24 protein-coding genes are annotated in these 25670 nt (G+C 65.1%); 7 read left to right on the forward strand and 17 right to left on the reverse strand.

What is annotated here, in order from left to right:
* Positions 1-60: 60 nt before the first annotated feature.
* The 3 genes from AAFG07_RS08555 to AAFG07_RS08565 all read right to left on the reverse strand — a co-directional run bounded on the left by AAFG07_RS08555 (position 61) and on the right by AAFG07_RS08565 (position 3418).
* Positions 61-915, reverse strand: coding sequence for a MaoC family dehydratase N-terminal domain-containing protein (locus AAFG07_RS08555; protein ID WP_342726874.1), 855 nt, complete (start codon positions 913-915; stop codon positions 61-63).
* A 224-nt stretch (positions 916-1139) separates the two neighbouring features.
* Positions 1140-2237: a CaiB/BaiF CoA-transferase family protein gene (locus AAFG07_RS08560; protein WP_342726875.1), complete on the reverse strand. Its 1098-nt coding sequence runs from the start codon at positions 2235-2237 to the stop codon at positions 1140-1142.
* Between the two features lie 11 nt (positions 2238-2248).
* Positions 2249-3418 (reverse strand): acyl-CoA dehydrogenase family protein, encoded by a 1170-nt coding sequence (locus AAFG07_RS08565; RefSeq protein WP_342726876.1) that lies wholly within the window; start codon positions 3416-3418, stop codon positions 2249-2251.
* A gap of 152 nt (positions 3419-3570) precedes the next feature.
* Between AAFG07_RS08565 and AAFG07_RS08570 the strand changes: the two genes are divergently transcribed.
* Positions 3571-4494 (forward strand): LysR substrate-binding domain-containing protein, encoded by a 924-nt coding sequence (locus AAFG07_RS08570; protein WP_342726877.1) that lies wholly within the window; start codon positions 3571-3573, stop codon positions 4492-4494.
* A 126-nt stretch (positions 4495-4620) separates the two neighbouring features.
* Here the strand turns inward: AAFG07_RS08570 and AAFG07_RS08575 are convergent, their stop codons facing one another.
* The 4 genes from AAFG07_RS08575 to AAFG07_RS08590 form a co-directional block, all read right to left on the reverse strand.
* Positions 4621-5214: a thiamine pyrophosphate-dependent enzyme gene (locus tag AAFG07_RS08575; protein ID WP_342726878.1), complete on the reverse strand. Its 594-nt coding sequence runs from the start codon at positions 5212-5214 to the stop codon at positions 4621-4623.
* Entirely contained in the window at positions 5214-5771 is a 558-nt protein-coding gene (locus AAFG07_RS08580; RefSeq protein WP_342726879.1) for a thiamine pyrophosphate-binding protein, read from the reverse strand. The genes AAFG07_RS08575 and AAFG07_RS08580 overlap by 1 nt, the downstream gene beginning before the upstream one ends.
* 142 nt (positions 5772-5913) lie before the next feature.
* Complete coding sequence (locus tag AAFG07_RS08585; protein ID WP_342726880.1) at positions 5914-6717, reverse strand: isocitrate lyase/phosphoenolpyruvate mutase family protein; 804 nt, start codon at positions 6715-6717, stop codon at positions 5914-5916.
* Positions 6718-6786: 69 nt separating this feature from the next.
* On the reverse strand, positions 6787-7686 hold the full coding sequence (locus AAFG07_RS08590; RefSeq protein WP_342726881.1) for an alpha/beta hydrolase: 900 nt from the start codon (positions 7684-7686) through the stop codon (positions 6787-6789).
* A gap of 107 nt (positions 7687-7793) precedes the next feature.
* Here AAFG07_RS08590 and AAFG07_RS08595 point away from each other — a divergent pair, with 107 nt between their 5' ends.
* Positions 7794-8303 (forward strand): MarR family transcriptional regulator, encoded by a 510-nt coding sequence (locus tag AAFG07_RS08595; RefSeq protein WP_342726882.1) that lies wholly within the window; start codon positions 7794-7796, stop codon positions 8301-8303.
* 239 nt (positions 8304-8542) lie between these two features.
* Here AAFG07_RS08595 and AAFG07_RS08600 read toward each other — a convergent pair whose 3' ends face one another.
* From AAFG07_RS08600 to AAFG07_RS08615, 4 genes are all read right to left on the reverse strand, one after another.
* Positions 8543-10381: a methyltransferase domain-containing protein gene (locus tag AAFG07_RS08600; protein ID WP_342726883.1), complete on the reverse strand. Its 1839-nt coding sequence runs from the start codon at positions 10379-10381 to the stop codon at positions 8543-8545.
* Between the two features lie 115 nt (positions 10382-10496).
* A complete protein-coding gene (locus tag AAFG07_RS08605; RefSeq protein WP_342726884.1) occupies positions 10497-11777 on the reverse strand; it encodes a cytochrome P450 in 1281 nt (426 codons plus the stop codon).
* Between the two features lie 286 nt (positions 11778-12063).
* Positions 12064-13335, reverse strand: a complete 1272-nt coding sequence (locus AAFG07_RS08610; protein WP_342726885.1) for a cytochrome P450 — start codon at positions 13333-13335, stop codon at positions 12064-12066.
* Positions 13336-13575: 240 nt separating this feature from the next.
* On the reverse strand, positions 13576-13950 hold the full coding sequence (locus tag AAFG07_RS08615; RefSeq protein WP_342726886.1) for a hypothetical protein: 375 nt from the start codon (positions 13948-13950) through the stop codon (positions 13576-13578).
* A gap of 310 nt (positions 13951-14260) precedes the next feature.
* On the opposite strand from AAFG07_RS08615, the gene AAFG07_RS08620 reads away from it, so the two are divergent.
* The 3 genes from AAFG07_RS08620 to AAFG07_RS08630 all read left to right on the forward strand — a co-directional run bounded on the left by AAFG07_RS08620 (position 14261) and on the right by AAFG07_RS08630 (position 16961).
* Complete coding sequence (locus AAFG07_RS08620) at positions 14261-15412, forward strand: DUF898 family protein (protein WP_342729090.1); 1152 nt, start codon at positions 14261-14263, stop codon at positions 15410-15412.
* Positions 15413-15416: 4 nt separating this feature from the next.
* The gene (locus AAFG07_RS08625; RefSeq protein WP_342726887.1) at positions 15417-16541 is read left to right on the forward strand and encodes a M48 family metallopeptidase; all 1125 of its coding nucleotides are present in this window, start codon (positions 15417-15419) and stop codon (positions 16539-16541) included.
* A gap of 174 nt (positions 16542-16715) precedes the next feature.
* A complete protein-coding gene (locus AAFG07_RS08630; RefSeq protein WP_342726888.1) occupies positions 16716-16961 on the forward strand; it encodes a hypothetical protein in 246 nt (81 codons plus the stop codon).
* A gap of 146 nt (positions 16962-17107) precedes the next feature.
* Here AAFG07_RS08630 and AAFG07_RS08635 read toward each other — a convergent pair whose 3' ends face one another.
* Positions 17108-18256 (reverse strand): ABC transporter substrate-binding protein, encoded by a 1149-nt coding sequence (locus AAFG07_RS08635; protein ID WP_342726889.1) that lies wholly within the window; start codon positions 18254-18256, stop codon positions 17108-17110.
* A gap of 356 nt (positions 18257-18612) precedes the next feature.
* Between AAFG07_RS08635 and AAFG07_RS08640 the strand changes: the two genes are divergently transcribed.
* Positions 18613-18825 carry a hypothetical protein gene (locus tag AAFG07_RS08640; RefSeq protein ID WP_342726890.1) on the forward strand — a complete coding sequence of 71 codons (213 nt, stop codon included), beginning with the start codon at positions 18613-18615 and terminating at the stop codon, positions 18823-18825.
* A 9-nt stretch (positions 18826-18834) separates the two neighbouring features.
* On the opposite strand, the gene lspA is transcribed toward AAFG07_RS08640, so the two are convergent.
* The 5 genes from lspA to AAFG07_RS08665 form a co-directional block, all read right to left on the reverse strand.
* On the reverse strand, positions 18835-19287 hold the full coding sequence (lspA, locus tag AAFG07_RS08645) for a signal peptidase II (protein WP_342726891.1): 453 nt from the start codon (positions 19285-19287) through the stop codon (positions 18835-18837).
* 85 nt (positions 19288-19372) lie between these two features.
* Positions 19373-20368: a LysR family transcriptional regulator gene (locus tag AAFG07_RS08650; protein ID WP_342726892.1), complete on the reverse strand. Its 996-nt coding sequence runs from the start codon at positions 20366-20368 to the stop codon at positions 19373-19375.
* Positions 20369-20445: 77 nt separating this feature from the next.
* Positions 20446-21477, reverse strand: coding sequence for a MerR family transcriptional regulator (locus tag AAFG07_RS08655; protein WP_342726893.1), 1032 nt, complete (start codon positions 21475-21477; stop codon positions 20446-20448).
* Between the two features lie 671 nt (positions 21478-22148).
* On the reverse strand, positions 22149-22868 hold the full coding sequence (locus AAFG07_RS08660; protein ID WP_342729091.1) for a DUF2927 domain-containing protein: 720 nt from the start codon (positions 22866-22868) through the stop codon (positions 22149-22151).
* Between the two features lie 174 nt (positions 22869-23042).
* The gene (locus AAFG07_RS08665) at positions 23043-23615 is read right to left on the reverse strand and encodes a L,D-transpeptidase (protein WP_342726894.1); all 573 of its coding nucleotides are present in this window, start codon (positions 23613-23615) and stop codon (positions 23043-23045) included.
* 326 nt (positions 23616-23941) lie between these two features.
* Between AAFG07_RS08665 and AAFG07_RS08670 the strand changes: the two genes are divergently transcribed.
* Positions 23942-25486: an acetolactate synthase large subunit gene (locus tag AAFG07_RS08670; RefSeq protein ID WP_342726895.1), complete on the forward strand. Its 1545-nt coding sequence runs from the start codon at positions 23942-23944 to the stop codon at positions 25484-25486.
* The last annotated feature ends 184 nt before the right edge of the window (positions 25487-25670 follow it).

A 25670-nucleotide genomic window follows, 5' to 3' on the forward strand; every position in this document is an offset into this window, starting at 1 on the left:
AGGCGCTGATGAAAGCGCCACTTTATTCCCAAGCATTCTGATGTGTATCGCGCGCGCGACCTACCAGGTCGCCGTGCCCTTCATGGTCGGCTGGCCCTCGGCATTGGCCGTCCACAGCTCCATGCCGCCGTCTTTGTCGTTGGCATTGATCGAGAACTCGCTGCCCTCGAACAGCGGCTGCACGCCGCGATAGGTGAGCTTCTTCGGCGGCTTGCCGCCGCGCAGTTTCGCGGCGAATTCGACGATGAAGGAGGCCTGCAGCGGCCCGTGGAAGATCAGGCCCGGATAGCCCTCGACCTTGGTGACGTAGTCGCGATCGTAGTGGATGCGGTGGCCGTTGAATGTCAGCGCCGAATAACGAAACAGCAGCACCGGATCGGAGACGTGGCTCTCGCGATGCTGCGCGGCAGGGGGAGGCGGCGCCGCCTTGGCCGGTGCCGCGGCTTGTGTGCTCGTCATCTCGCGATAGACGATGTCCTGCCGCTCGCGGACCGCAAGCCCGCGCGAGGTCGTCACCTCGTGATGGACCGAGACGAAGCACAGCGTGCCGGTCGAGCCCGATTTCACCGTGACGTCGGCAATCTTCGAGGTGCGTTTGGCTTCATCACCAATACGCAGCGCGTCGAAGAATTCGAGCTCGCCACCAGCCCACATCCGGCGCGGCAGCGGCACCGGCGGCAGGAAGCCGCCGCGGGTCGGGTGGCCGTCGGGACCAAGCTGCGACATCGGAAACACCGGCTGCGCCAGGCACCAATGCGTGGTCCATGGCGCCGGGTCGCCGGCCTTCGGCTCGCCGATCTCCTGGAACAGCGTGGCGCGCAGCCCCATCACGAGATATTTGGTGACGACATCGGAGGCCTCAGTGGTCTTGCCGATCCACTGGCGGAGATGATCGAGGTCGAGTTTATCGGTCATGAGATTTTGTCCTCGGTGAGAGACATCTGAGGGTGATGGCGTCGGTGGGACGGCAAACTCGGTACACCTCTCCCGCTTGCGGGGGAGGTCGGCGCGTAGCGCCAGGTGGGGGCTCTCTCAACGTTAAGGCTCGTGGAGAGAGCCCCCACCCCAACCCTCCCCCGCAAGCGGGAGAGGGGGCGCAGCTCGTTCTTGATTGCAATCGCGCCTGATCTCATTACGCCCTAACGTTTGATGCGCTCGCCGATCGCGGGCACCTTGCCGTAGTGCCTGTCCTCTCCGACGACGATCGCGGCCGGCGCGGGATAGCTGACCTTGCCGTTCGGCGTGTCGACCTCGATGCGGCGCAGATGCGGATGTTTGGCGAGGTCGTCCATGCTGTTGACCTCGGCGAAGGCGATGTCGGCCTCGGCGAGCTTCGTCAGCAATTCCTCGCGCGTCAGTTTGCCGAACGCGTCGCCGACGATTCCGTCGGTCAGCGCGCGGTTGCGCACGCGCTCGACCATGTTGGCAAAGCGCGGATCGTCGGGGAGAGCGGGCTGGCCCAGCACCTTGGCGCACAGCGTCTTCCACTCGCGCTCGCTCTGGATCGAGATCAGGATCTCTTTGCCGTCCTTCGAGCGGAACACGCCGTAAGGTGCGATCGAGGGATGGGCGAGGCCGATCCGCTTCGGTGACTTGCCGTTCTCGGCATTGAGCAGCGGCACGGTGAGCCAGTCGGCCATCACGTCGAACATCGAGATGCGGATGTCGGCGCCCAGGCCGGTGCGGCCGCGGCCGATCAGCGCTTCGAGGATCGACGCGTGCGCGGTGGCGCCGGTCGCGACATCGACGATCGACATGCCGACGCGCGAGGCGCCTTCGGGACCGCCGGTGATCGAGGCAAGGCCGCTCTCGGCCTGGATCAGCAGGTCATAGGCCTTGCGGTCGGCATAGGGGCCGGTGTCGCCATAGCCGGTGATGGTGCACATGATCAGCTTGGGATAATCCTTGCGCAGCCGCTCGCGCGAGAAGCCGAGCTTGTCCATCGAGCCCGGCTTGAGGTTCTGCAGCAGCACGTCGGCGCCCGCGATCAGCGCCTCGAGCTGCGCGCGGCCTTCCTTGGTGGCAAGATCGACCACGGCGGAGTCCTTGCCGCGATTGAGCCAGACGAAATAGCTGCTCTGGCCCTTCGCTGCGGCGTCGTAGCCGCGGGCGAAATCGCCCTCGGGCCGTTCGATCTTGATGATATGGGCGCCGGCATCCGCCAGGCGTGACGAGCAGAACGGCGCGGCAACCGCCTGTTCGACGGCGATGACGGTCAATCCCTCAAGCGGCAGCATGGTCAAGCAACTCAATAGGAGCGGGGCATGCCGAGCACGTGCTCGGCGACGAATGACAGGATCAAATTGGTCGAGATCGGCGCCACCTGGTAGAGCCGGGTTTCGCGGAACTTGCGCTCGACGTCGTATTCCTCGGCGAAACCGAAGCCGCCATGGGTCTGCACGCAGGCATTGGCCGCTTCCCAGGAGGCATCCGCCGCCAGCATCTTGGCCATGTTGGCCTCGGCGCCGCAGTCGAGACCGGCTTCGTATTTGCGGGTGGCTTCCTTCACCATCAATTCAGCCGCGCGCATCGAGGCGTAGGCCTTGGCAATCGGGAACTGGATGCCTTGATTCTGGCCGATCGGCCGGCCGAATACGCTGCGCTCCTTGGCGTAGTTGGTGGCCTTCTGGATGAACCATTTGGCATCGCCGACGCATTCGGCTGCGATCAGGATGCGCTCGGCATTCATGCCGGAGAGGATATAGCGGAAACCCTTGCCTTCCTCGCCGATCAGATTCTCCGCCGGCACCTTCATGTCGGTGAAGAACACTTCGGTCGTGGCGTGGTTCATCATGGTGCGGATCGGGCGGATCTCCAGCCCCTTGCCCTTCACCTCGCGCATGTCGACGATGAACACCGAGAGCCCGTCGGTGCGCTTCCTCGACTGCTCCTTCGGCGTGGTGCGTGCGAGCAGGATCATCAGGTCGGAATATTCGGCGCGGCTGGTCCAGATCTTCTGGCCGTTGACGATGTAGTGGTCGCCGTCGCGGCGCGCGAAGGTCTTCAGCGACGAGGTATCGGTGCCGCTGGTCGGCTCGGTGACGCCGAACGCCTGCAGCCGCAATTCGCCGGTCGCGACCTTCGGCAGATATTTCGCTTTCTGCGCGTCGTTGCCGTGCCGCAGCACGGTGCCCATCGTGTACATCTGGGCGTGGCAGCCGCCGCCGTTGCAGCCGGCGCGCTGGATCTCTTCCAGGATCGCCGCCGCGGCCGACAGCTTCAGGCCCGCGCCGCCATATTCCTCGGGGATCAGCACCGAGAGATAGCCGGCCTCCGTCAGCGCATCGACGAACTCCTTCGGATAGGCCATCTGGCGGTCGAGCTTGCGCCAGTATTCGCCGGGAAACTGCGCGCAAAGCTTTGCGACGGCGTCGCGGATGTCTGTGTGGTCGTCGGTGTGCTGATCGTGTGCGGTCATGATTTCGTTTTGCCGAGAGGTTGCGCCAGAGCGTTGTCGAGCGAAGCGGAAGCCGGTTCGCGTGAGGAAAACGCCCGCTGTTGTGGGGTCCCGGTAAACTCCCTATGCTGTTTTGTTATAGCGTATGAACCTGCCTTCCAGGATTGGCAAGTATGGATTTCCGCCAGCTTAGGACCTTTGCGTGCGTCGCGGAACTCGGGAGTCTGAGCAAGGCATCCGATACCCTGCGGGTCGCGCAGCCGGCGCTGAGCCGGCAGATCAAGCTGCTGGAGCACGAGCTGCGCACCGAATTGTTCACGCGCAACGGCCGCGGCATGGTGCTGACCGATGCCGGCCGGCTGCTGTTGGCGCGCACCGGCGGTATCGTGCGGCAGATCGACCAGATCCGCGACGACATCCAGTCTGCGGGCGGCGCGCCGTCCGGGCGCGTCGTGCTCGGGCTGGTGCCGACGGTGAGCTGCGTGATCTCGGCGCGGCTGGCGCGCCGCACGGTGGAACGCTATCCCGGCATCTCGCTCTGCATCGTCGAAAGCTACAGCGGCCATCTGATCGAGTGGCTGCATCGCGGCGAGATGGATCTTGCGGTGATCTACGGTCCGTCGGTCGATCTGCACCTGGCGGTGCAGAGCCTCGGCCGTGACTCGATCGTCGCGGTCGGCCCGCGCGGCAGCGGGTTGAAGCAGAAGAAGCAGGTCGATATCGGCTGGCTGCTGCGCCAGCGCCTGGTGCTGCCCAGTCATTCGCACGGGCTCCGCGCCATGATCGAGCATGCGGCGGCGAAGAAGAAGGTCACGCTCGACGTCAAGCTCGAGGCGGATTCGTTCCGCGTGCTGACGAGTTTGGTCGAGGAGGGGCTCGGATACACCATGCTGCCGCCGTCCTCGGTGCGCGGCGAGGTCGCCGACGGCCGGCTCGAGACCGCGCCGATCGCGCGGCCGGCGCCGCGACGCGAGCTGACTCTGGCCTCGCCGGTCGAGCATCCCGGCTCCAACGCCATCACGCTGATCGCAAAATTGCTGCGCGACGAGGTCGCCGCGTGCCGCACCGAGGGGCTCTGGGATATCCAGCTCGCCTGAGCGCGGCTGCATTCATTTCCGTCATTGCGAGCGAAGCGAAGCAATCCATCGCGCGGCATGCGCGGTGGCATGGATTGCTTCGTCGCTGTCGCTCCTCGCAATGACGGGGTCGCACGCATTATGCTCTCATCTCACCGCGAAGCCGAGATGACCGCGGAAGCGGTTCTTCAGGTAGGTGCCGTCGCGCGGCGGCAGTGCGCGCTCGACTTCGCCGGCCGCGATCCTGATCCGTGCCAGCCGCGGGCCGCCGCCGAGATCGCGCAGGCTATTCCGGAAGCGTTCGATGCCGGCCATGTCGGCGATGTCGGAGACATCGCCGATGCCCGCGCCATCGGCGATCACCTCGAGCTTCGCCCCTAAGCCGGAATGGCTGAGCTGCATCCCGGTCTCGCCGAAATGGCCGTTGTCGAGCACCGCGATCGAGAGATTGCCGGGCTGCTTGGTTGCGATCGTCAAAAGGCTGCCGATCCCCATCAGCTGCTCGCCGTCGCCGGTGACGACCAGCACCGGGCGCTTCGGCTGCGCCAGCGCGAGGCCGAGCCCGATCATCGCGGCACCGCCCATCGCGCCCCAGAGATAGAAGTTGCCGGGATGCTCGCCGGCGTCGAACACATCGTAGGACGAGGAGCCGAGCCCGGAGATCACGAGCAAATCGCCGCGGTCGGCGAGCAGCGCCTTCACGGCGGCGCGGCGATCGAGCGTGCCTGTTGGTGCTGACATCAGTGCGTCTCCTTCGTCCACTTCTTGCGGCCGATCATCCGTTGCGAGATCAGCACCGCGACCTGCTGGTCGCCGTCATAGGCGAGCGAGGCAGCGGCCGAGATCACCTCCTCGGTGTCGTCGGGGTTCTCGAGCCGCAGCACGGTGGTGCCCATGATCTCGAAGGCCTGCGGCGTCGCGCGGCCCATCGGGATCTGCCAGGGATTGAACTCGGCCCATTCGCCGCGCATCGTCACCAGCGTGAGCAGCGGGAAGCGGCAGCTCGCCATCAGCGACAGCATGTTGACGCAATTGCCGACGCCGCTCGATTGCATCAACAGCACCGCGCGATCGCCGCCGAGCCAGGCGCCGGCGGCCATCGCCACGCCTTCCTCCTCGGTCGTCAGCACCGTGGTCTTGATGTCGGCATCGGCGTGCGACAGCTTGATCAGCTTGGAATGTCCGGCGTCGGGGACGTAGGACACCTGCGCGACGCCGAAGCTCTTCAGCGTGCGGTAGATCGCGACCGGCCAGTCGGTGCTGGTCGCGCTGTCCTGGTGAACGGCAATCTGGTCCATCGTGGCCTCGGCTCGGGGCGCGCAGTGGCGCGTCCTCACCCAAGCCTTACCGCGCGAGCAGACTTAACTCCCTTCGTATCTGGCTCGCGCAGCTATACCGGATTTGTATACCGCACGTCAGCGCGGCCGGCGACCTTCGAACTCAGCCATTCGGCTGCAGGAACGTGCCGTACTGCTTGCTCGCGACCACCGCGGCGGCGGCCTCTCCGATGACGCGCATCGCCGCCATCATCGGCCACGGCCCAAGGCTGATCCGGCGCACGCCGACGCGGGCGAGCTCGCCGATTTCGGGAACGCCCCGCGTCACCATGATGTTGACCGGCAGCGGCGTCAGTTGAACGAGCCGCTCGATCAGCGCGAGATCGGTCAAGCCCGGTACAAAAATTCCGTCTGCGCCGGCATCGGCATAGAGCTTCGCGCGTCGCACCGCTTCATCCAGGCATTGCTCCGGCGAGCCGAATTTCAGCAGGAACGGATCGGTCCGCGCATTGATGAAGAGATGAATGCCGAGCTGTTGCGCGGTGTCGCGCACCGCCCTGATCTTGGCGGCATGCTGCTCGGGACTGGCGAGCTGCCGCGTGCCGCCGAAAAGCCCGTCCTCGATATTGATGCCGATCGCGCCGGCCTTCAGGATCCTTGCCGCCGAACGCGCGGCGGCGTCCGCGGTGTCGCCATATCCGGCCTCCAGATCGATCGAGACCGGGACCAGGACCGAAGCGGTCATCCGCGAGACCATGCCTTCGATCATATCGAGCGGGGCATTTTCGCCGTCGGCAAAGCCGAGCGCAGACGCCACCGCGCCGCTGCTGGTCGCGATGGCCGGCGAGCTCTTCGCGATCGCCTTGGCGGTCGCGACGTCCCAGGCGTTGAACAGGACGAGCGGGTCGCCCGTCCTGTGAAGAGCATGAAACGCTTCGGCGTGTTGCTGCTGTGTCGTGGCGTCCATTGCGCGCACTCCTGGTTAGAGAGAATTCGAAAGACTTCGTGACGTGGTCGCTGGTTGCAGCACGGCTGTTCAGCCGGCGGCGTGGGTCTTGAACCAGTCCATGATCAAACTGTTGACCTCGGCCTCGCGCTCGAGGTGCGGGAAGTGCCCGACATTGGGCAGGACAACGCGCTGATGTGGCCCCTTGAAGAGCGGCTCTTCCTTGATCGAATACCGCGCTGTCGGATCGTTGCCGCCATAAATCGTCAGCGTCGGCGTATGCATGTCGTTGATCGGCAGCCGGCCAGCCACTCCCGCATCGACCAGGCCATTGTAGTATTTCAGCGCCGCCTTCATGGTGCCGGGAGAGCTGAGCGTCTCCTTGACGGAGCGCAGATGCGCGTCGTTCTCGAATGTCGGCGACCACAACTTCCAAAGGTAGTCGACGAAGGGAAGTCCCTCGATGTTGACCGCCGAGTGAGCGCCAGGCACCGTAAAGAAATAGACATGGAAGACCGATCGAACGGCATCGGGATCGCTCCTGAGGCTCGGAATCGTGATCGGGTGCGCGGTGTTCATGACAACCGCGGCCTTGATCGCCGACGGCGCCGTGGCCAGCACGTGGAACGTTGACGTGCCGCCCCAATCCATGCCGACGACGCGCGCCTGTCCGTCGTCGCTCAACGCCGCGATCAGCGCTTCGAGATCCTGGCCCAGCGCGATCGGATCGAAGATGCCGTCGGCCGGAATCTCGGTCGGCGCATAGCCCCGCAGGAACGGTGCGACCGCGCGATACCCGGCATCAGCGAACACCTGCAGCTGCTTGCGATACGACCAGGCGTTGTCGGGAAAGCCATGCATGAACATGACAAGCGGTCCGTTGCCCTGTTCGAGATAGGCAAACCGCACGCCGTTGGCCTGCACGTATTTCAGCGTGGGTTCGCTGCCGGCGGCGTCAGGCATTGCCAATGCGGTGCTTCGGATCGTCATCGCTGCTCTCCATTTTTGGTCGTTGTTGCTCTCCCGGATAAATATGTGCGTAGCGCACATATCAGGTCAAGTTGTTTTTTGTGCGTAGCGCACATATTATTCCCCGCATGGAACACGGAATCGCCAATCTGCTGGGTGCGCTGTCGCTCGCCGTCATGGATCGTATCGAGCAAGGCGCGCGCGAGGTGGTCGGCCGCGGCGGCGAGACGCCGGCGGCCCTCATCGTCATCGGCTATGGTCAGGGCATGACCAACGACAAGCTGAGGCGGATCCTCGGCCTGTCGCATTCCGGAACGGTCCGGCTGGTGGACCGTCTGGTTTCGGATCGGCTGGTCGAACGCCGTCCGGGCAAGGACGGCCGGGAGGTCGCCTTGCACCTGACGGCGTCCGGCGCTGCATCCCGCAACGAGCTGCTGGCGTCGCGGATTTCCGCCGTGACGTCATTGCTCGATGTGCTGTCGTCGGCCGAACGAAAGCAGCTCGCGACGCTGATCCGCGAACTGCTGGCAAGGCAGGATACATCGGAGATGGATCGCTTCACGATCTGCCGGATGTGCGACGACCGGGTCTGCACCAATTGCCCGTTGCCGACCAGCAAGGGCCAGCACGGTCACTAGAGGGATGACCCTACTCCGAGTCGAGCGGCAGGCTCCGCTTCACCTCGCCCCGCGTGCGGGGAGAGGTCGGAACGCATCCTTGGATGCGTTCCGGGTGAGGGGGAGCCTCCGCAAGCATAACTATCGCCGGATACGCGGAGACGGCCCCTGACCCCAACCCTCTCCCCGTAAGAACGGGGAGAGGGAGCGCAGTGCCGTCGCGGTCACTATTCGACCTCATCATGCGCAGCGCCTTGCCGTCAGCGCGCGGTCTTGCCGACCGTGAAGACGTACATGTCCCAGAACGTCTCGGGATGATCGACCTCGAAGCGGTGCCACTGGTCCAGATTGGTCTCGTCGGCCGCGCCCGGAAACTGTTTGCGGAATTGTTCGAGCACCGCCGGATCGTCAAACGGCTCGAAGCCCTGGAAGGTCAGACCGTGTTCGTTGAGGAATGCCGCGATCTCGGGGATCGTCAGGCGATGCTCCATGACGTTGAACAGCAGATCGCGGCAGCCGCTCATGCTGTAAAAATCCTTGGCGCCGATCAGCGGCTTCCATTGTTCGGCCTCGCGAAAAATGTCCTGGCGGCAGCGTCGGATGTCGTCCGCGGTGGCGCGATAATTGCGCGCGGCGATGCGGGCCCGGGCCTCCACGATGACGCGCCGCGCCAACTCGCTGTACAGGCCGATGCGCATCGTGCCGCCCGGTCGTAGCAGCGAGACCAGCACGCGCCAGCCGGCAAAAGGCTCGGCCAGATGGTGCAGCACGCCGACCGACTCGATGCTGTCGAAGGTGCGACCGATCGCGCCCAGTTCCAGGATATCCGCCTGCGCATATTCGATGTTGCGCAGGCCCAGCTCCCGCGTCTTGCGGCGCGCATAGGCGAGGCTCGTCATGCTGATGTCGACCGCGAGCAGGCGGGCGTTCGGATAGACCTGCGCGATCTGGATCGCGTGCGAGCCGGTGCCGCAACCCGCGATCAGGATATCCCGTTCGGCCTGCTGTTCCGCGGTCGCGACGGTCCGTCCCCGCGCCCGGTCGGCCGCGAAGGCCGTCAGCGGGTTGACGGTCCAGCGCGGATAGGGATTTTCCTCGTACTGGCGCATCACCTCGACGGATACCTCGTTCTTGATCGGGGTGAGTGTCGCAATGGTGCCGCGCTCTGCCATCTCCTCGCGCGGCTCGCGAAGCTGCACCTTCAACAGGCCGACAGCGGCCGCAGGCCAATCACGGCACAGCAGCGCGTCCGCCTGCGGGAGCGCATGAAGCGGGAAATAGGCCGCAACGACCGCGAGCGTGAGCGGCGCGATGGCGACACCTGACGCCGGATCTTGCAGTAGTCGATCGCGCAATGCGCCTGCACGTTCGCCTTCCACCTCGGTCTGCCCATACGGATATTCGTTGATGAAGCATTGGCGGGCGAGCGCGCATGCAAAGGCGACGATCTCGTCGTCCTCCGGGTCCTGATTGCTCGCGAGCCGCAGCAGTTCGGCCCGCGCATATCCGAGCAGAACCTCGAGCTGCATGTTGGCCAGTGTCGTCGCCTCCAACGCCGCGCGCAGGAACAGGTCGCGCGCAAGCGGGGCGAGGCCCTCGGCGCCGAACAATTCGACGGTCGTCACCGGGAGCGGCCACTTGCCGGCGATCCGCCCGATATAGCCGGCGATGGTCGGGCTCTGCAGGACGAAGCTGACCGCCCTTGCATCCATGCCGAGCGCCAGCGCCTTGCCGAAATGCGTGGTCGCCTTGGCGCGATTGCCCAGCGCCTGGTACGAATTGCCGGCATTGTAGTGGCAGGCGGCGTTCACCTCGTCGGAGGCAATCGCCTTGGTGAACAGCTTCGCGGCGGCCCGGTGATCGCCGGCTGCCTGCGCCATCAGGCCGAGAAGATTGAGGCTCTGCACATGGCCGGGCTCGCGCGCGAGAATGCGCCGGCAGATCTCCTGCGCTTCGTTGAAGCGGCGCATCCCGTAAAAGCGGCTTGCCTCGGCGGCGAGGTCGGCAATGCTGACGCCGGCGGAGCCGAAAGGTGGGCTTGGCCGCTTGGCGGACTCATCCTGTCGCTTGCTGGCCGCCCGCCGCTCTTTTCGGTTCATGTTCCGTCAACTGGCCCAAACTGCAAGGCACTGCCGAACGGGGCGGCCTGCAGCCGCGCATCGGCAATCACATCAGGCAGACATAGGGCCGAACGCACTTGCAGCCAAGGATATTCTAGACTCGGCCCGGGATCCGCACCGGCAGGTTCTCGATGCCGCGGACGAAGCTGGAATAGACTCGCTTCGGCTCGCCGACCACCTCGATTCGGTCGAAGCGCTTCAGCATCTCCTGCCAGACGATCTTGAGCTGCAGCTCGGCGAGCCGCATGCCGACGCAGCGGTGGATGCCGAAGCCGAACGACAGATGGATGCGCGGCCGGGCGCGATCGATGATGAATTCGTCGGGGCGGTCGATCACCTCGTCGTCGCGGTTGCCGGAGACGTACCACATCACGACGCGGTCGCCCTTCCTGATCGTCTTGCCGCCGATTTCGGTGTCCTGGAGCGCGGTGCGCCGCATATGCGCGAGCGGCGTCTGCCAGCGGATCACCTCCGGCACCATGGTGTCGATCAGCGCGGGGTTCTCCTTCAGCTTCTTGAACTGGTCGGGATGCTCGTGCAGCGCCAGCACCGAGCCGCTCATGGTGTTGCGCGTGGTGTCGTTGCCGCCGACGATGAGCAGGATGATGTTGCCCATCAGATTGTCGGGGTCCATGTGCCGCGTGGCCTCGCTGTGCGCCATCATCGACAGCAGGTCGTTCCTTGGCGGCGCGTTGACGCGCTCATTCCACAGCTTCGAGAAATAGGCGTAGCACTCGTCCATTTCCTGCCGCCGCTGTTCCGGCGAATCGACGATGCCGCTCTTCGGCAGCGCGGTGGAGACGTCGGACCAGCGCGTCAGCTTGCGTCGCTCCTCCCAGGGGAAGTCGAACAGCGTCGCCAGCATCTGGGTGGTCAATTCGATCGAGACGCGCTCGACGAAATTGAAGGTCTCGTTGCGCGGCAGATTGTCGAGCACGCTGGCCGAGCGCTGGCGGATCAGCTTCGCCAGCTCGTCGAGATGATTAGGGGTGAACATCGGCGAGACGGTCTTGCGCTGATGGGCGTGCTTCGGCTGGTCCATCGCGATGAAGCTCGGATAGTCGTAGCCGGGCGGCACGTCGCGGATCGAGATGCCGCCGAGCGTGGAGTCCGAGGAGAAGATGCCGTGGCTGGTGTCGACATGCATGATGTCGTTGTACTTCACCACAGACCAATAAGGCTCGATCGGCGAATTGGTGCAGTAGTGCACCGGCTCTTCCTTGCGCAGCCGCTCGAACCACGGCCACAGCGTGTCGTTCTGGAACAGTTTTGGCGCGCCGGGGTGAAAGTCCTGTAACGGAGTCGAATAGGCTTCCTCGCGGGCGAGGCGCTGCAACTCGGCCTTGTCGGCACTGACTGCGGCGTGGACGTTCATGATTTCTCTCCACACAATTTTGCCAAAGCCGCACGGGAGGTGGTTGGGCTCTCTCCCCCCTTGCGGGGGAGAGTTGGAGAGAGGGGTGTGCCACGAGCACTGCCCGCGCGGCTTACCCCTCTCCCTAACCCTCCCCCGCACACAAGTCGGGCCTGCCCGACTTGTGCGGATTCATGATGCGCAACCGGGGTATACCCCGGTTGCGTGGGGAGGGAACCCATCCGATTGTGCCTTCCTAACTCAGGCCGAGCGACGCGAATGTTTCAACACGATAGCGGATGCGGCCTCAGGCGGCGATGCGCACTGGCAGCGTCTCGTAGCCCTTGATGAAGCTGGAATACACCCGCTGCGGCTCCTCCACCACCTCGATCGTGTCGAAGCGCTTGAGGATCTCCTCCCAGATGATCTTGAGCTGCAGCTCGGCAAGACGCAGCCCGACGCATCGGTGGATGCCGAAGCCGAAGGAGATGTGGGTGCGCGGCCGGGCGCGGTCGATCAGGAACTCGTAGGGCTTCTCGATCGCCTCTTCGTCGCGGTTGCCCGAGACGTACCACATCACGACCTTGTCGCCCTTCTTGATCTGGCGGCCGCGGAACTCGAAGTCGGCGAGCGCGGTGCGCCGCATATGGGCGAGCGGCGTCTGCCAGCGGATCACCTCGGGCACGAAACTGTCGATCAGCGCCGGGTTCTCCTTGAGCTTGCGATACTGCTCCGGATGCTTGCTCAGCGCGTAGATACTGCCGGACAGCGTGTTGCGCGTGGTGTCGTTGCCGCCGACGATCAGCAGGATCAGGTTGCCGAGGAAGTTCTTCGGGTCCATGTTCCGCGTGGCGTCGCTGTGCGCCATCATCGAGAGCAGGTCGCTCTTCGGCGGTTGGTCAGCTCGTTCCTTCCACAGCCGTGCGAAATAGGTCGCGCATTCCATCAGTTCCGCCTGCCGCTCGTCCTCGGTGGCGACCAGGCCGCCGGCGCCGGGCAGGGTGGTCGCGACGTCGGACCAGCGCGTCAGCTTGCGGCGATCCTCCCACGGGAAGTCGAACAGCACCGCGAGCATCTGCGTGGTCAGCTCGATCGAGACCTTGTCGACCCAGTCGAACACCTCGCCGCGCGGCAGATTGTCGAGGCACTCGGTCGAGCGGTTGCGGATATTGATCGCGAGCTCGTCGAGGTGCGTCGGCGTGAACATCGGCGCCACGGTCTTGCGCTGCGCCGAATGGCGCGGCTGGTCCATCGCGATGAAGCTTTCGCGGCGCAGGTCCGGCGGCACGTCGCGGATGGTGATGCCGCCGAGCGATGCCGCCGAGGAGAACACCGCGTGGTTGGTCTCGATGTCCATGATGTCGTTGTAGCGGGTGATCGACCAGTACGGACCGAACATCGAATCCTTACAGTAGTGCACCGGATCCTCGCGGCGCAGCCGGTCGAAATACGGCCAGAAGGTATCGGTCTTGAACAGCTCGGGATGGCCGGGATCGTAGTCTGCGAGCGCAAGCGTGTTGGCGCGTTCGCGTGCAGTGTCCAGATTGGTGTCGTCGACCAGATCGATGGTCCCGTGCATGAGCGGCTCCTCAACCGTTTTCGCCGCCGGGGCATCGCCGGCGCGACATGTTTTACCGAATTACATTCTCATTCCGCGGTTTGCGCAAGGGCTCTCAACGCGCATTTGACCGCATTGATGTCAGGTCAAAGCGGCCGAATCCGGGCCTTTCCGGTGGTGGCGGGGCCGTGGGCCACGGCCTCGCTGTTTGAAACGGCGTTTGATTCGGTCGGGCGGCGGCGTGCGAACAGTGCGGGGCGGCTATTGGCTGGCGGGTTTTTCGCTGCCGGTTGTTTCACAGGGATAGGTATCCTGCATGCCCCACAGCAGCAGGAGCGCGACCGCCATCTCGCCTTTGGCGGACCGCTTGTCGGCGGACTTGAGCATGATCTCCTCGGTCTGCTCGCTCGTCAGTGCGAGGTCGCCCGGCATGCAGAACAGCAATTGGCCGCCATGCCGTTTCAGCCAGGCATTGGAAGCCATCATGCCGCCCCTGACGCCGTCCAGATACATGTGATTGAAGATGCGAAAATTCTCATTCTTTGGATTGCGATAGGAATCCAGCCGCACGTCGACGGCCGCAGCGGGAGCTGCCGTCAGCGCCAGAAAGCATGCCGACACGATCCACTTGCTCATCGCTATCCTTCCTCGCTTGTCCGGCGTGTTCCCTCGTCACCTGATCCGTAAGTATCTCATTCCCGCCATGGGGTTCGAAGCTCGCGCTCGACGAGGGCGGGGTGGCGGTCGCCTCGCTGCGACCGGGGCGATACCGGCAGCAAGGACGGCGCTGTTTCCGGCGATACCGTTAAGGCATGGCCAACCGCACCCCAGCAAAAATCGGCCTGTCATCTCGACCTTGTGTGAAACCTGGATCACACTCGCAGCGACAAACCTGTGCTTTTGATACGCAGAGATTGTCCCGTCTGGAGTTGACCCCGTGAACGACATGAGCTGGACCCCGCTGGGGCCGCCGCAGCCGCCCCCGCAACCGGTTCCGCCGCCGATGCCGGTGGCGTTTTCAGGGAACCGGAAGGAGTTCTTCCGGCTGGTCGCGCGCGGCGCCGGGCTCGAACTGGTCACGGTCGGCTTCTACCGGTTCTGGCTCACCACCGACATCCGCCGTCACCTCTGGTCGAACACCCAGATCGACGGCGACGCGCCGGAATATACCGGCCGCGGCAAGGAGCTCCTGATCGGCTTCCTGGTCGCGCTCGCGATCCTGGTGCCGATCTATCTCGGCTACTTCCTGATCGGCATCGAGGCCGAGCATCTCAAGGCGTTCGCCTCGCTGCCGCTGGTCGCCTTCTTCTATCTGTTCGGCCAGTTCGCGATCTATCGCGCGCGGCGCTACCGCCTGACGCGCACGGTGTGGCGCGGCGTCCGCTTCTGGATGAGCGGCTCGGGCTGGATCTATGCGCTGAAGGCCTCGCTGTGGGGCGTGGTGGTCGTGATCACGCTCGGCCTCGCGTTGCCATGGCGCGAGGCGGCGCTCGAACGCTACAAGATGCGGCATTCCTATTACGGCGACCTGCAGGGCTCGTTCGAGGGCCGCGGCTGGGAGTTCTTCAAGCGCGGCTGGTGGCTCTGGCTCTTGATGCCGTTCGCGCTCTACAGCACGATCTTCGCCCCGTTCGCCTATGCCGCGTTCAAGGCGATCGAGTGGCGCTGGTGGCTGTCGGGCATCCGCTTCGGCGAGGTCCGGCTGGAATCCACCTTGCGCCGCAGCGCGCTGATCGGCCTGTACTGGAAGGTCATCGGCTGGGTCATGCTGCTCGGCATGGTGTTCGCGGCCTATCTCGTGCTCTGCACCTTCTTGGTCGCCAGCATGGACGGCTCCTCGATCGAGAGCTTCTTCAAGACCGAGGCGTTCGCCAAGAGCATTCCCCTGATCGTGCTGCTCGGCATCGGCTATCTCGCCTTTGCGCTGGCCATGAACGTGGTGATGCGGGTCTATCTGATGCGCGATCTCTGGCTCCGGGTGCTGTCCTCGACCATCGTGCACAACATCGGCGCGGCCGCTGACGTCACCGCGCGCGGCGATCTCGCCAATGCGCTCGGCGAAGGCTTTGCCGACGGCCTCGACGTCGGTGGTTTCTAGCGACATGGACTCCGATACCAGCGAGACCAGCTCCGCGGCGACGCCTGCACCGGGCGCCGTCTTCTTCGACGGTGCATCGAACCGTCGGCGCATCGTTGCGCTCAAACTGTCCGATGCGCTGGAGATCAGGGAAGACGGCGAACTGCGCGCGCGCTGGGCGTTTGCCGACATCCGCCGCGCCGACAGCCCGTCCGGCCTGCTGCGGCTGAGCTGCCTGACCGCACCGTCGCTGGCGCGGCTCGAGATCCGCGACGCCCAGCTCATGACTGAACTCGTCGCGCGCTGCGATGCGCTCGAGGCCAGCCTGCCGAACCGCAGGAGCGTCGCCGCGATCGTCGGCTGGTCGCTCGCGGCTGCGGTGTCGATCGTGCTGGTGGTGCTGTTCGGCGTGCCGCTCGCCGCCGAGCGGCTGACGCCGCTGGTGCCCGACTCCTTCGAACGCCGCCTCGGCGATGTCGCGGAGGCGCAGGTCAAGGTGCTGTTCGACGGCAAGCCGTGCAGCAACGCGGCCGGCCAAGCGGCATTCGAGAAGCTGGTCGGCAAGCTGCGGGAGACCGCGGGCCTCGACAATTCAGTGCAGTCGGGCGTGTTGGCGACCTCGGTGCCGAACGCCTTCGCGCTGCCTGGCGGCAAGGTCTATCTGTTCGATGGGCTATTGGAGAAGGCCGAGAATCCCGACGAGATCGCCGGCGTTTTGGCGCATGAGCTCGGCCATCTGCGCCATCGCGACAGCATGCGCGAGCTGATCCACAATGGCGGCACCTCGTTCCTGATCGGGCTGCTGTTCGGCGACATCACCGGGTCCGGCGCGCTGATCTTCGCTTCGCGCTCGCTGGTGACGTCATCCTATTCGCGCGACGCCGAGACCAATGCCGACAGCTTTGCGATCGAGACCATGCACAAGCTCGGCCGTCCGGCGAAGCCGATGGGCGAACTGATGTTCCGCGTCACCGGCAAGGAAGGCGGCAAGGGGCTCTCGCTCGTCGCCGGCCATCCGCTGACCGAGGACCGCCTCGCGCGCATGGACAAGGCCGATGCCGGCAGCCGGCCCAATGGCCCGCCGCTACTGTCATCAGCCGAATGGCAGGCGCTGAAGGGCATCTGCGGATCGGGCAAGGGCAAGGTGTGAAGCAGGGGATTTCGAGAACACGGATTTCGAGAACGTCGCCTGGATAGGGCTCGTAGCCCGAATGAAGCGCAGCGAAATCCGGGGCCACTGCTCCCGGATTACGCTTCGCTTCATCCGGGCTACGGATCGCGATACACACGCATCGTCGTGACATTAGCACCGGGGAGCAATCCCATGCCGCGTGACGTCAGATACTGGTTTCCCGCCAAGCGCTACGGCTGGGGCTGGGGACCGCCGAACAACTGGCAGGGCTGGTCGGTTCTCGCGGGTTTCGTGGTGCTGATCGCCGCGGGCGCGGCAATCATGCTCCCGCACGCCAGGGCCGAATTCCTCGGCTATGTCGCCGTGCTGAGCGTGCTGCTCACCGGCGTGTGCTGGTGGAAAGGCGAGCCGCCGCGCTGGCGCTGGGGCGGCGACTAGAGCAACTTCGAGCAAGTAGCCCGCATGAGCGCAGCGATATGCGGGGCAACCGCCCCCGGATATCGCGGAGCCTGTCATCGGGCGCGCGTTCGCGCGACCCGTTGGCTCATCCGGGCTACATCCGTGCTGGCCGGCGGCCGAGCGACCTACTTCACCAGCCTGAACTTGCCGCCCTCGACCTTGATCAGGAACGCCGACCGCTCGTCATAGCCATTGTGATCGGTCGGGCTCATCGTCGAGAGGCCGTTGTTGAGATAGACGTCCTTGCCGCGCTCGAGCTCGTCGCGCAGCGCGGCGCGGAATTCCGGCGTGCCGGGCTTCGCCGTCTTCAGCGCGCTGGCCGCCGCCCGCTTGAACAGCGTGACGGCGTCCCACAGATGGGCGCCGAAGATGTTCGGGCTCGAGCCGTTGACCTTCTCGTAGGACGACACGAACGCGTCGCGCGCCTGGCGGAACGGATCGCTCGCCGGCAGATCGTCGGCGATTGTGAAGGCCTCGCCGGTGAAGATCGCGCCCTCGACATTGACGCCGCCGAGCTTGATGAATTCCTCCGACGCAACGCCGTGGGTCTGGAAGATCTTGCCGGCATAGCCGCGGCTGCGCAGCGCCTCCTGCGGCAGCACCGCCGGCGTGCCAGCGGAGGCGATGAACACTGCCTCCGGGTTGGTCGCGATCACCTTCAGCGCCTGGCCCATCGCGCTGGTGTCGGCGCGCGCATAGACCTCATGCGTCGTGACGGTGAGGCCGAGCGTGGGCGCCAGCCGCGACACCTCATTGTAATAGCCTTCGCCATAGCCGTCGGAGACGCCGATATAGCCGAGCGTCTTGATGCCGGATTTCGCGATGTATTTCAGGATCGCCGCCGCCATCAGATCGTCATTGGGGACCACCTTGAACGCCCAGCGGCGGCGGTCGTCCATTGGCCGCACGATCGCGGTCGCCGCGGCGAGCGAGATGATCGGCGTCTTGGATTCGAAGGCGACGTCGAGCATCGGCATGGTCACGGGGGTCAGCGAGGAGCCGATCAGGATGTCGACGCCGTCCTGGATCACGAGGCGGCGGGCATTCTGCGTGCCCTTGGTCGGGTCGGACTCGTCGTCGAGGGCGATATAGACCACCTTCTCGCCGCCGATCTCCTTCGGCAGCGCGGCGATGGTGCGCATCTGCGGCTGGCCGAGCGCCGAGCCCGGCCCGGATGCCGACACCACGACGCCGACCTTGATGTCGGCACGCGCGTCCGGCGCGACCAGCAGCGCGCCCGCGAGTACCCAGAGTCCGGCCATGGCCAGCTTCATCGCAAATCCTCCCAGCAGGTTCTTTTTGTGTCAGTGCGGCCGATGATAGCCGACCGGTGTCCGGTTTCGCATCATATTGATTCCGCCTGATGCGTCTGTCCCCCTGATTGGGGACATCCGGGCGGCGGCTGCGGCCCGGCCCTGAACCTGGCGTTTACCAATCCCTTAAAGGTCGCAGGAACCAGTTTCCCTAATCGGGCGGCAACGTCCTCCTGCTAATGAAGAACGGGAAAAGGGAGTACGAACCATGTTCAGCATTGTTCGGATCCTCGTCTTGATCGCATCTCGATATGCGGGATCCGTGGTTGCAGGCGTGCAGTTGGACGGCGCGTGGCCGTCGCAAGCGGTCCACGTCCATGATTGAGCATCATCCGATCGCGCCCGAGCACGCGCGTGCCATCTGCGAAGAGATCGGCGAGAGACTGCGCTATGCGCTGCAAGGCGATTACGCCGATTTGCCGCCAAGGCTGCGCGAGCTCGTGAACGAGCTCGCTCTGCAGGATTTTGAGGCGCCGTCGCTGGTGCCGACAATGGCGGAGATGACGCGGCCGCTCGTCGTCGCGGCCTAGGATATCGATCTAGTTGTTGCCGTGGTCTGTCTTGGGCGCTTCCAAAGATGGCAGCAGCGCAGCAAGCAGAACGAGCGCGATTCCCAAATCGATTGAAACGTCGGCGACGTTGAAAATCCAGACAAATCGAAGTTTCGAGGCATCGAACAGATCGACGACGGCTCCCAATCGAAGGCGGTCGATCGCATTTCCGGCGGCTCCGGCGCCGATCAAGGCGAATCCGAAGGCGTTGATGGTCGATGTCGATCTCCGCAGGATCGATCCGAGCAGCGCGGCCGCCGCGGCAAGGCCGACGAACGCGAGCGCCCACCGCGACAAGGCTCCGTAGTCGGGAACGAGACCGAATGCGTTGCTGCGATTGAACACGAGTGTAAGATCAACGGGCCCCGGCAGATTGACGGTGGCGCCGGTTTCCAGCGATCGAAGCGCCCAAAGCTTTGTCAGCTGATCCAGCGCCAGCATCGCAAGCGCGGCGCAGAGCGCGATGATGTGCGCGCTTCGATCTCTTCTCGCAAAACAGTTTCGAAGTGAGGAGCACAAGTTCGCTTCACACGTTCTTCGCGACCTTGCGCGTTCGCGTCGGACCGGCGCCGGCGATCGCCGGCTTGATGTTCCACACTGCGCGCACCGCCGCGAAGGCGTGCGCGATCACCGGCTCCTGGCGGCGGGAGGCAAGGCAGGCGAAAGAGAGATCGCAGGTGAGCTTCACCCGGTCGGAGACCACGAACTGATGCGGGCGCGCCATCCGTGGCGCCAGCACGCTGTCGCGCGCGAGGCTGAGGCAGAGCCCGGATTCGACGAAGTCGATCATCGCCTCTTCCTGATCGGTGTAGCCGACCCGCTTCGGCAAGGCGCCGAGCGGACGGAAGATGTCGTCGAGCAGCCGGCGGTGGCCGGAATGCGGCGGTGTCGCAAGCCAGGGCAGCTCGGCAAGCTCCGCCCAGTCCTTGCCGATCACCCGGTCCCGCCAGCCGATCGGCGCGATCACGCGGTAGTGGTAGCTGAGCAGCGGCGCCAGCTGGTAGCGGCCGTCGGCAATGGTCCGCTCAGTGAAGCTGTGATGAACCAGCTGCTCCGGCGGCGTGGCGTCGACATAGTAGCCGACGTCGAGCTCGCCCCGGCCGACCTGCGCCAGCATGTCGTCGCTGACGCCATGGCGCAGAAACACTTCGGTGCGCTGTGAGGACATCGCAAGGCTGCGCACGAATGGCCCGAGCCGGGTGAATTCGGGGTCGAGGATGGTGCCGACGCGCAGCGTGCCGCGCTGCGCCTCGTTCAGCGAGTCCGCCATCGCCTTGAAGTCGGATGCCGCGGCCACCGCCCGGTGCGCCAGCGGCAGCAGCGCGGCGCCGGCCTCGGTCAGCGTGAAGCCGCTGGGTGTGCGGTTGAACAGCTGCATCCCGGTGCTTTCCTCCAGCGCCTTGAGTTGCAAGCTGACCGCCGGCTGGGTCAGTTTCAGCATCGCTGCAGCGCGCGATACAGTGCCCTCACGGGCAACCGTGATGAAGCAACGCAAGGCCTGGGTACGGGGAAGCTCGGTCATTGTGTGAGCTTATAGCACAGTTTTCTTGTCGTGCATCCGACCTTGTCGCGTGATTATAATACAACCAATACGAGAAATCAGGATGGCCGCCACGCAACCATGCCTTCGGTCCGCGCGCGCACCTCCGGCGAGGCAAGGCAGGTCGCGACCGCTTCATAGCCCACCGCACCGGGAATGGGCGCGACGCAGATCGGCACGCTGTGATTGGCGGGGCACAGGATGATCGCTTCATCGTCGCCGACCGCGTCGAGGTCCAGGATCGCATTGGAGCGCGTGAGGAAGAACAGCGGCCGCGCTTCGGGTCCGCGGCGGCGCAGATGCGCGATCACGGCTTCCTGGCTCGCAGCATCGAGCCCTTGCTCGAGCATGTCGATCACCAGGATGGTGTCGCTGTCGGCCTCGAGAGCGGCGAGCAGGGTGGTCAGTGCGGGCGAGTCCACCGCGCCGTCGGCGAGCAGGGCGGCAAGGCTCGCGTCGACCCTTGCCTTGTGCGCCGGATCGGCATCGAGCAGTGCACGAACGGCCGCGCCGCCGTCGGCGGTGCGGTCCAGCCCGACGAAGCTGGCGTCGGGCAGCACGTCGGCGAGCCGCTGTGCGAGGCGCGTCTTGCCGCTGCCGAGCGGGCCGACGATGTAGTTCAGCAGCTTGATGTCGCGCAGCTCGAAGCGCTCGCCGCCCCACGGCCACGGCAGATCGAACGCGACGCCGATCGCCGGCCGCGCCCTGACCGCGCCGATGAGATCGCACGTCGCGGGCACTTTGCCGCGGCCCAGGTCGGCGCGCAGCCGGCGCACCCTGGCGATGCTGTCGCCGGATTGGCGCATCCGTGCTTCGAGCGTGGCCTCGTGCGCGGCCAGCACGCGATCGAGGATCACGGCGTCGCCGCTCAGGATCCGCGCCACTTCATTGATGCTGAGGCCGAGCGCGCGCAGCGCGACGATCTCGGCGCCGCGCGCCATCTCGGCCGCACCATAGGCGCGCCATCCCGCCGGCGTGCGGCCGGGTGCGATCAGGCCGCGCTCCTCATAGAGGCGCAGCGCTTTCGCCGAGATCCCGAGCTGCCTTGCAGCTTCGGACGGACTGAGGAAACGGGCAGCAGGAGCATTCATCGAATCACCTCGCGTCGTCTGACCGCGCTTCTATGGAGGCGGCCGCAGGGGCAAGGTCAAGCGGGGAGGGTGGTGATCCCGCATCGGGTGAGGAGACAACGGTGAGGCGAGCACGCTGCTCAGGCTCCCTCCCCCCTTGCGGGGGAGGGGTGGGGAGAGGGGTGGCCCCGGGCGAGATGATTGATGAAAGCGTCGCTCTCGCAACTTGCTTGCTTGTCATGACGATACGGAGAGAGCACGTCGTGTGGCACCCCTCTCCCTAACCCTCTCCCGCAAGGGGAGAGGGAACCCTGCCGCCGGTGGCTGCCTCACGCGCGCGCGTCGCGCGAGAATGCGAAGCTGCGTCCTCATCCTCAATTGTCATCGCCCGGCCTGACCGGGCGATCCAGTACGCCGCGGCCTCTCGCTCAAGCACAGACGTCTCTGGAATACGGGATCGCCCGGTCAAGCCGGGCGATGACACCGCGTGGTGTGGCAACTTGAATAGTGACCCATCCTCATCGTCGTCCCTGCGAAAGCAGGGACCCATAACCACCGATGCTGATCATCTTGCGTTGCTGGAACGACGAGTCCCGTTCACAACATCCGCTGCGGCGTATGGGTCCCTGCTTTCGCAGGGACGACAGCGGTGGGTGTCGCGAGCGTCTGCGCCCATCGCGCCGCCGCTACCCTCACTCCAGATGGTTCACCTTCGCCACCCAGGCGCGGACGTCGGTGAGCACTTCGGGCAGCGCGGCCTTGACCTCCTGCACGGTCATCCCGGGCTTGATGCGGGGGTCGTAGAGCAGATTGAGCAGGTATTGGTCGTAGACGTCGAAAAAGCCCATCGAGACGCTGTCGTTGAACATGGTCCACGGCACGGTCGCAGTGTCGTTGATCGGGCCGAGCGACTGCAACAGCTCCTCATAGGCGCAGTCGAGGAAGACGAAATCGCCATTGTCGACGGTGAGGATGACGTCGGAATGCTCGATCTCGTAATTCTCGTTCTTGCGGAAGCCCGACAGGCATTGCGGGTCGAGCGAGGTGCGGATCTCCTTGGCGCGCTCCTGGCCGTAGAAGGTCGCGATCGTGCGGTAGAGCTCGCGGTCGCGCACCAGCTTGACCACGACATTGGCCGCGTCGTTGTCCTCGGTCATCGCGATGTCGAGATGCTGCACCTTGGCTCGGATGTCGGCGATGACCTTGGCGAGCTGGGCCTTGCGGTCGGCGCGGTTGCCGTCGGCGAACACGCGCACCGATCTGTCGTATTTGCGGATGCGGTCGACCCGACCGGCGAGATGGTATTCCGCGCCGAACGCGGTTTTCAGAAAGCCCTCGACGATCTCGGCGTCGGTGAAGACCTTCTTCTCGTTGCGCTGGCGCGAGGCGATGGCTGGAATCTCTGCGCCCATCGCCGGTACGATGGCGTCGGTGAGCGAAGTGGCGAGCGCCGCGGCGAGCAGCAGCAGGATCGGCGAGCAATGTTGGCGCATTCGAACCACGCTGCCGTAATGCGCCCGGCAGCGCAAGGCAAGATCAGCGATCTCGCCGCATGGCAGCGCCTGGTTCCGTTGAAATCGACGCGATCAGTTCTTCACCACCACGGTGGCGCCGACCGAGACGCGATCATAGAGGTCCTTGACGTCCTCATTGGTCATCCGGAAACAGCCCGACGAGACCGCCTGGCCGATCGTCTCCGGCTCGTTCGAGCCGTGGATGCGATACAGCGTCGAGCCGAGATACATCGCGCGCGCGCCGAGCGGGTTCTCGATGCCGCCGGCCATGTGGCGCGGCAGATCGGGGCGGCGGCGCAGCATGTCCGAGGGCGGCGTCCAGGACGGCCATTCCTTCTTCGCGGAGATGCGGTGCACACCGCTCCAGCGGAAGCCGTCGCGGCCGACGCCGATGCCGTAGCGCAGCGCCTGGCCGTTCGCCATCACCAGATAGAGCCGGCGCTCGGCGGTGTTCACCACGATGGTGCCGGGAGCGTAGTTGGTCTCGTAGTTGACGGTGGTGCGCGGGATCGGGCTCGCGCCGCCGCCGCCGAAAAAGCTTGGGACCTCGGACTGGTAGCCCCGGGAGTCGAAGAACTGGGCCTGGGCCTGGCCGGCACCGGCCAGGATCGTGAGCGCGGCAAACATCAAGGCAATCTTGCGCATCGTCGTCGTCCTCGCGAACAATCAAATATGCAGCCAAAAAGGCCATAATCGCCGGCGTTTCGCAAGCGACGAAGCCGTGACATCAGCCATTTTCCGACAACACGGTTTAAAAAGGCAACAGACCGGAAGCGATACCTGCATTGTCCCGCCAAACCTTTGACGAAGCGGCTGAAGAATGGTTGATCTGGAGCGTTTTCAAGCGAAGTGGGGACCGGTTCGCGTCGAGAAAACGCGACCAAACAAAAGGATGAGAGCATGATTCGATTCAATCGGATCGGATCATGCTCTCAGCGACCTCAAGAACATCTCGAAACGGGAGCGTGAGCATGAACGGTGCGGAAAGTCTGGTGCGAACATTGGTCGCGGGCGGCGTGGACGTCTGCTTTACCAATCCCGGCACCTCGGAGATGCATTTCGTCGCGGCGCTGGACAAGGTCCCCGGCATGCGCTGCGTGCTCGGCCTGTTCGAAGGTGTGGTGACCGGTGCCGCCGACGGCTATTTCCGCATGAAGGGAACGCCGGCCTCGACGCTGCTGCATCTCGGGCCCGGTCTCGCCAATGGCCTCGCCAATCTGCACAACGCCAAGAAGGCGCATTCCGGCATCGTCAACATCGTCGGCCAGCATGCGACCTATCACATCGAATACAACGCGCCCCTGACGTCCGACATCGAAGGCCTGGCACGGCCGATGTCGGCCTGGGTGCGCACCTCGCCGGACGCCAAGTCGGTCGCCCGTGATGGCGCCGCCGCGATCGCCGCCGCCAGCGGCGCACCGCCGCAGGTTGCGACCTTGATCCTGCCTGCCGACACCGCGTGGAACGAGGCCGACGGGGTGGCCCAGGTGCCGGTGGAATCGCAGCGCCGGAACTATTCGCCACAGGCCGTCGAGAGCGCCGCCAAGGTGCTGCGCAGCGGTGAACCGACATTGCTGCTGATGACCGGCAGCGCGGTGACAGAGCCAGGGCTGGCGCTGGCGGCGCAGATCGCCGGCAAGACCGGCTGCAAGGTCATGGGTCAGCTGGCGAGCCCGCGGATGGCGCGCGGACGCGGGCGGTTTTCGATCGAGCGGGTGCCTTACGTGGTCGAGCTGGCGCTCGCGGCGCTGAAGGGCTTTCGGCACATCGTTCTCGTCGAAGCCAACGAACCTGTCGCATTCTTCGCCTATCCGAACAAACCGAGCCTGCTGAAGCCGGATGGATGCGAGGTGCATCGCATGACTTCGAGCGGGGAGAATTCGGTGGCGGCGCTGCAGGCGCTGGCCTCGGCGGTTGGCGCCAAGCCGGCCGATGTGAAGCCGCAGGCGACCGTCGAACTGGTGAAGCCGACAGGTGCCTTGAACCACGCGTCGATCGCCCAGGCGATCGCGGCTGCGGTTCCTGACAATGCCATCCTGGTCGACGAATCCATCACGACCGGGCGCGGCTTCTTTCCGCTGACGGCGAGCGCCGCTCCGCACGACTGGATTCAGAATCTGGGCGGCTCGATCGGCTATTCGACGCCGGTCGCGACCGGCGCGGCGATCGCCTGTCCGGACCGCAAGGTGATCTGCATGGTCGGCGATGGCAGCGCGATGTACACGATCCAGTCGCTGTGGACGCAGGCGCGCGAAGGGCTCAACATTGTCACCATCGTCTTCGCCAATCGCATGTACCAGATCCTGCGCGGGGAGTTCGATGGCGTCGGCGCCGGCGAACCGGGCAAGCGCGCGCAGGACATGCTGAGGATCGACAGCCCGACGCTGGATTTCGTCGCGCTCGCCAAGAGCATGGGCGTGCCGGGCCGGGCGGTGACCACCGCGGACGAGTTCAACAAGGCCTTGGCGGATGCCATCGCCGAGCCGGGCCCGCGGCTGATCGAAGTGCAGGTGTAGCAGCGCTGTTGCAGGGCCGCGGCGGCGGCCGAGCATGATCCGGACCGGAACGGCCGCGTTAGCGCAAAGTGCGAAGCGGTTTTACCTGCGACAAACGCGATGCGTTTGCGCGGAGATCATGCTCAAACAAAGAGCTAAAGCGCGATGATGGATCAACCTGATCTCATCGCGCTTTAGTCCAGTC

Origin of the sequence: Bradyrhizobium sp. B097 (genome assembly GCF_038957035.1) — a bacterium.
Lineage (GTDB): Bacteria > Pseudomonadota > Alphaproteobacteria > Rhizobiales > Xanthobacteraceae > Bradyrhizobium.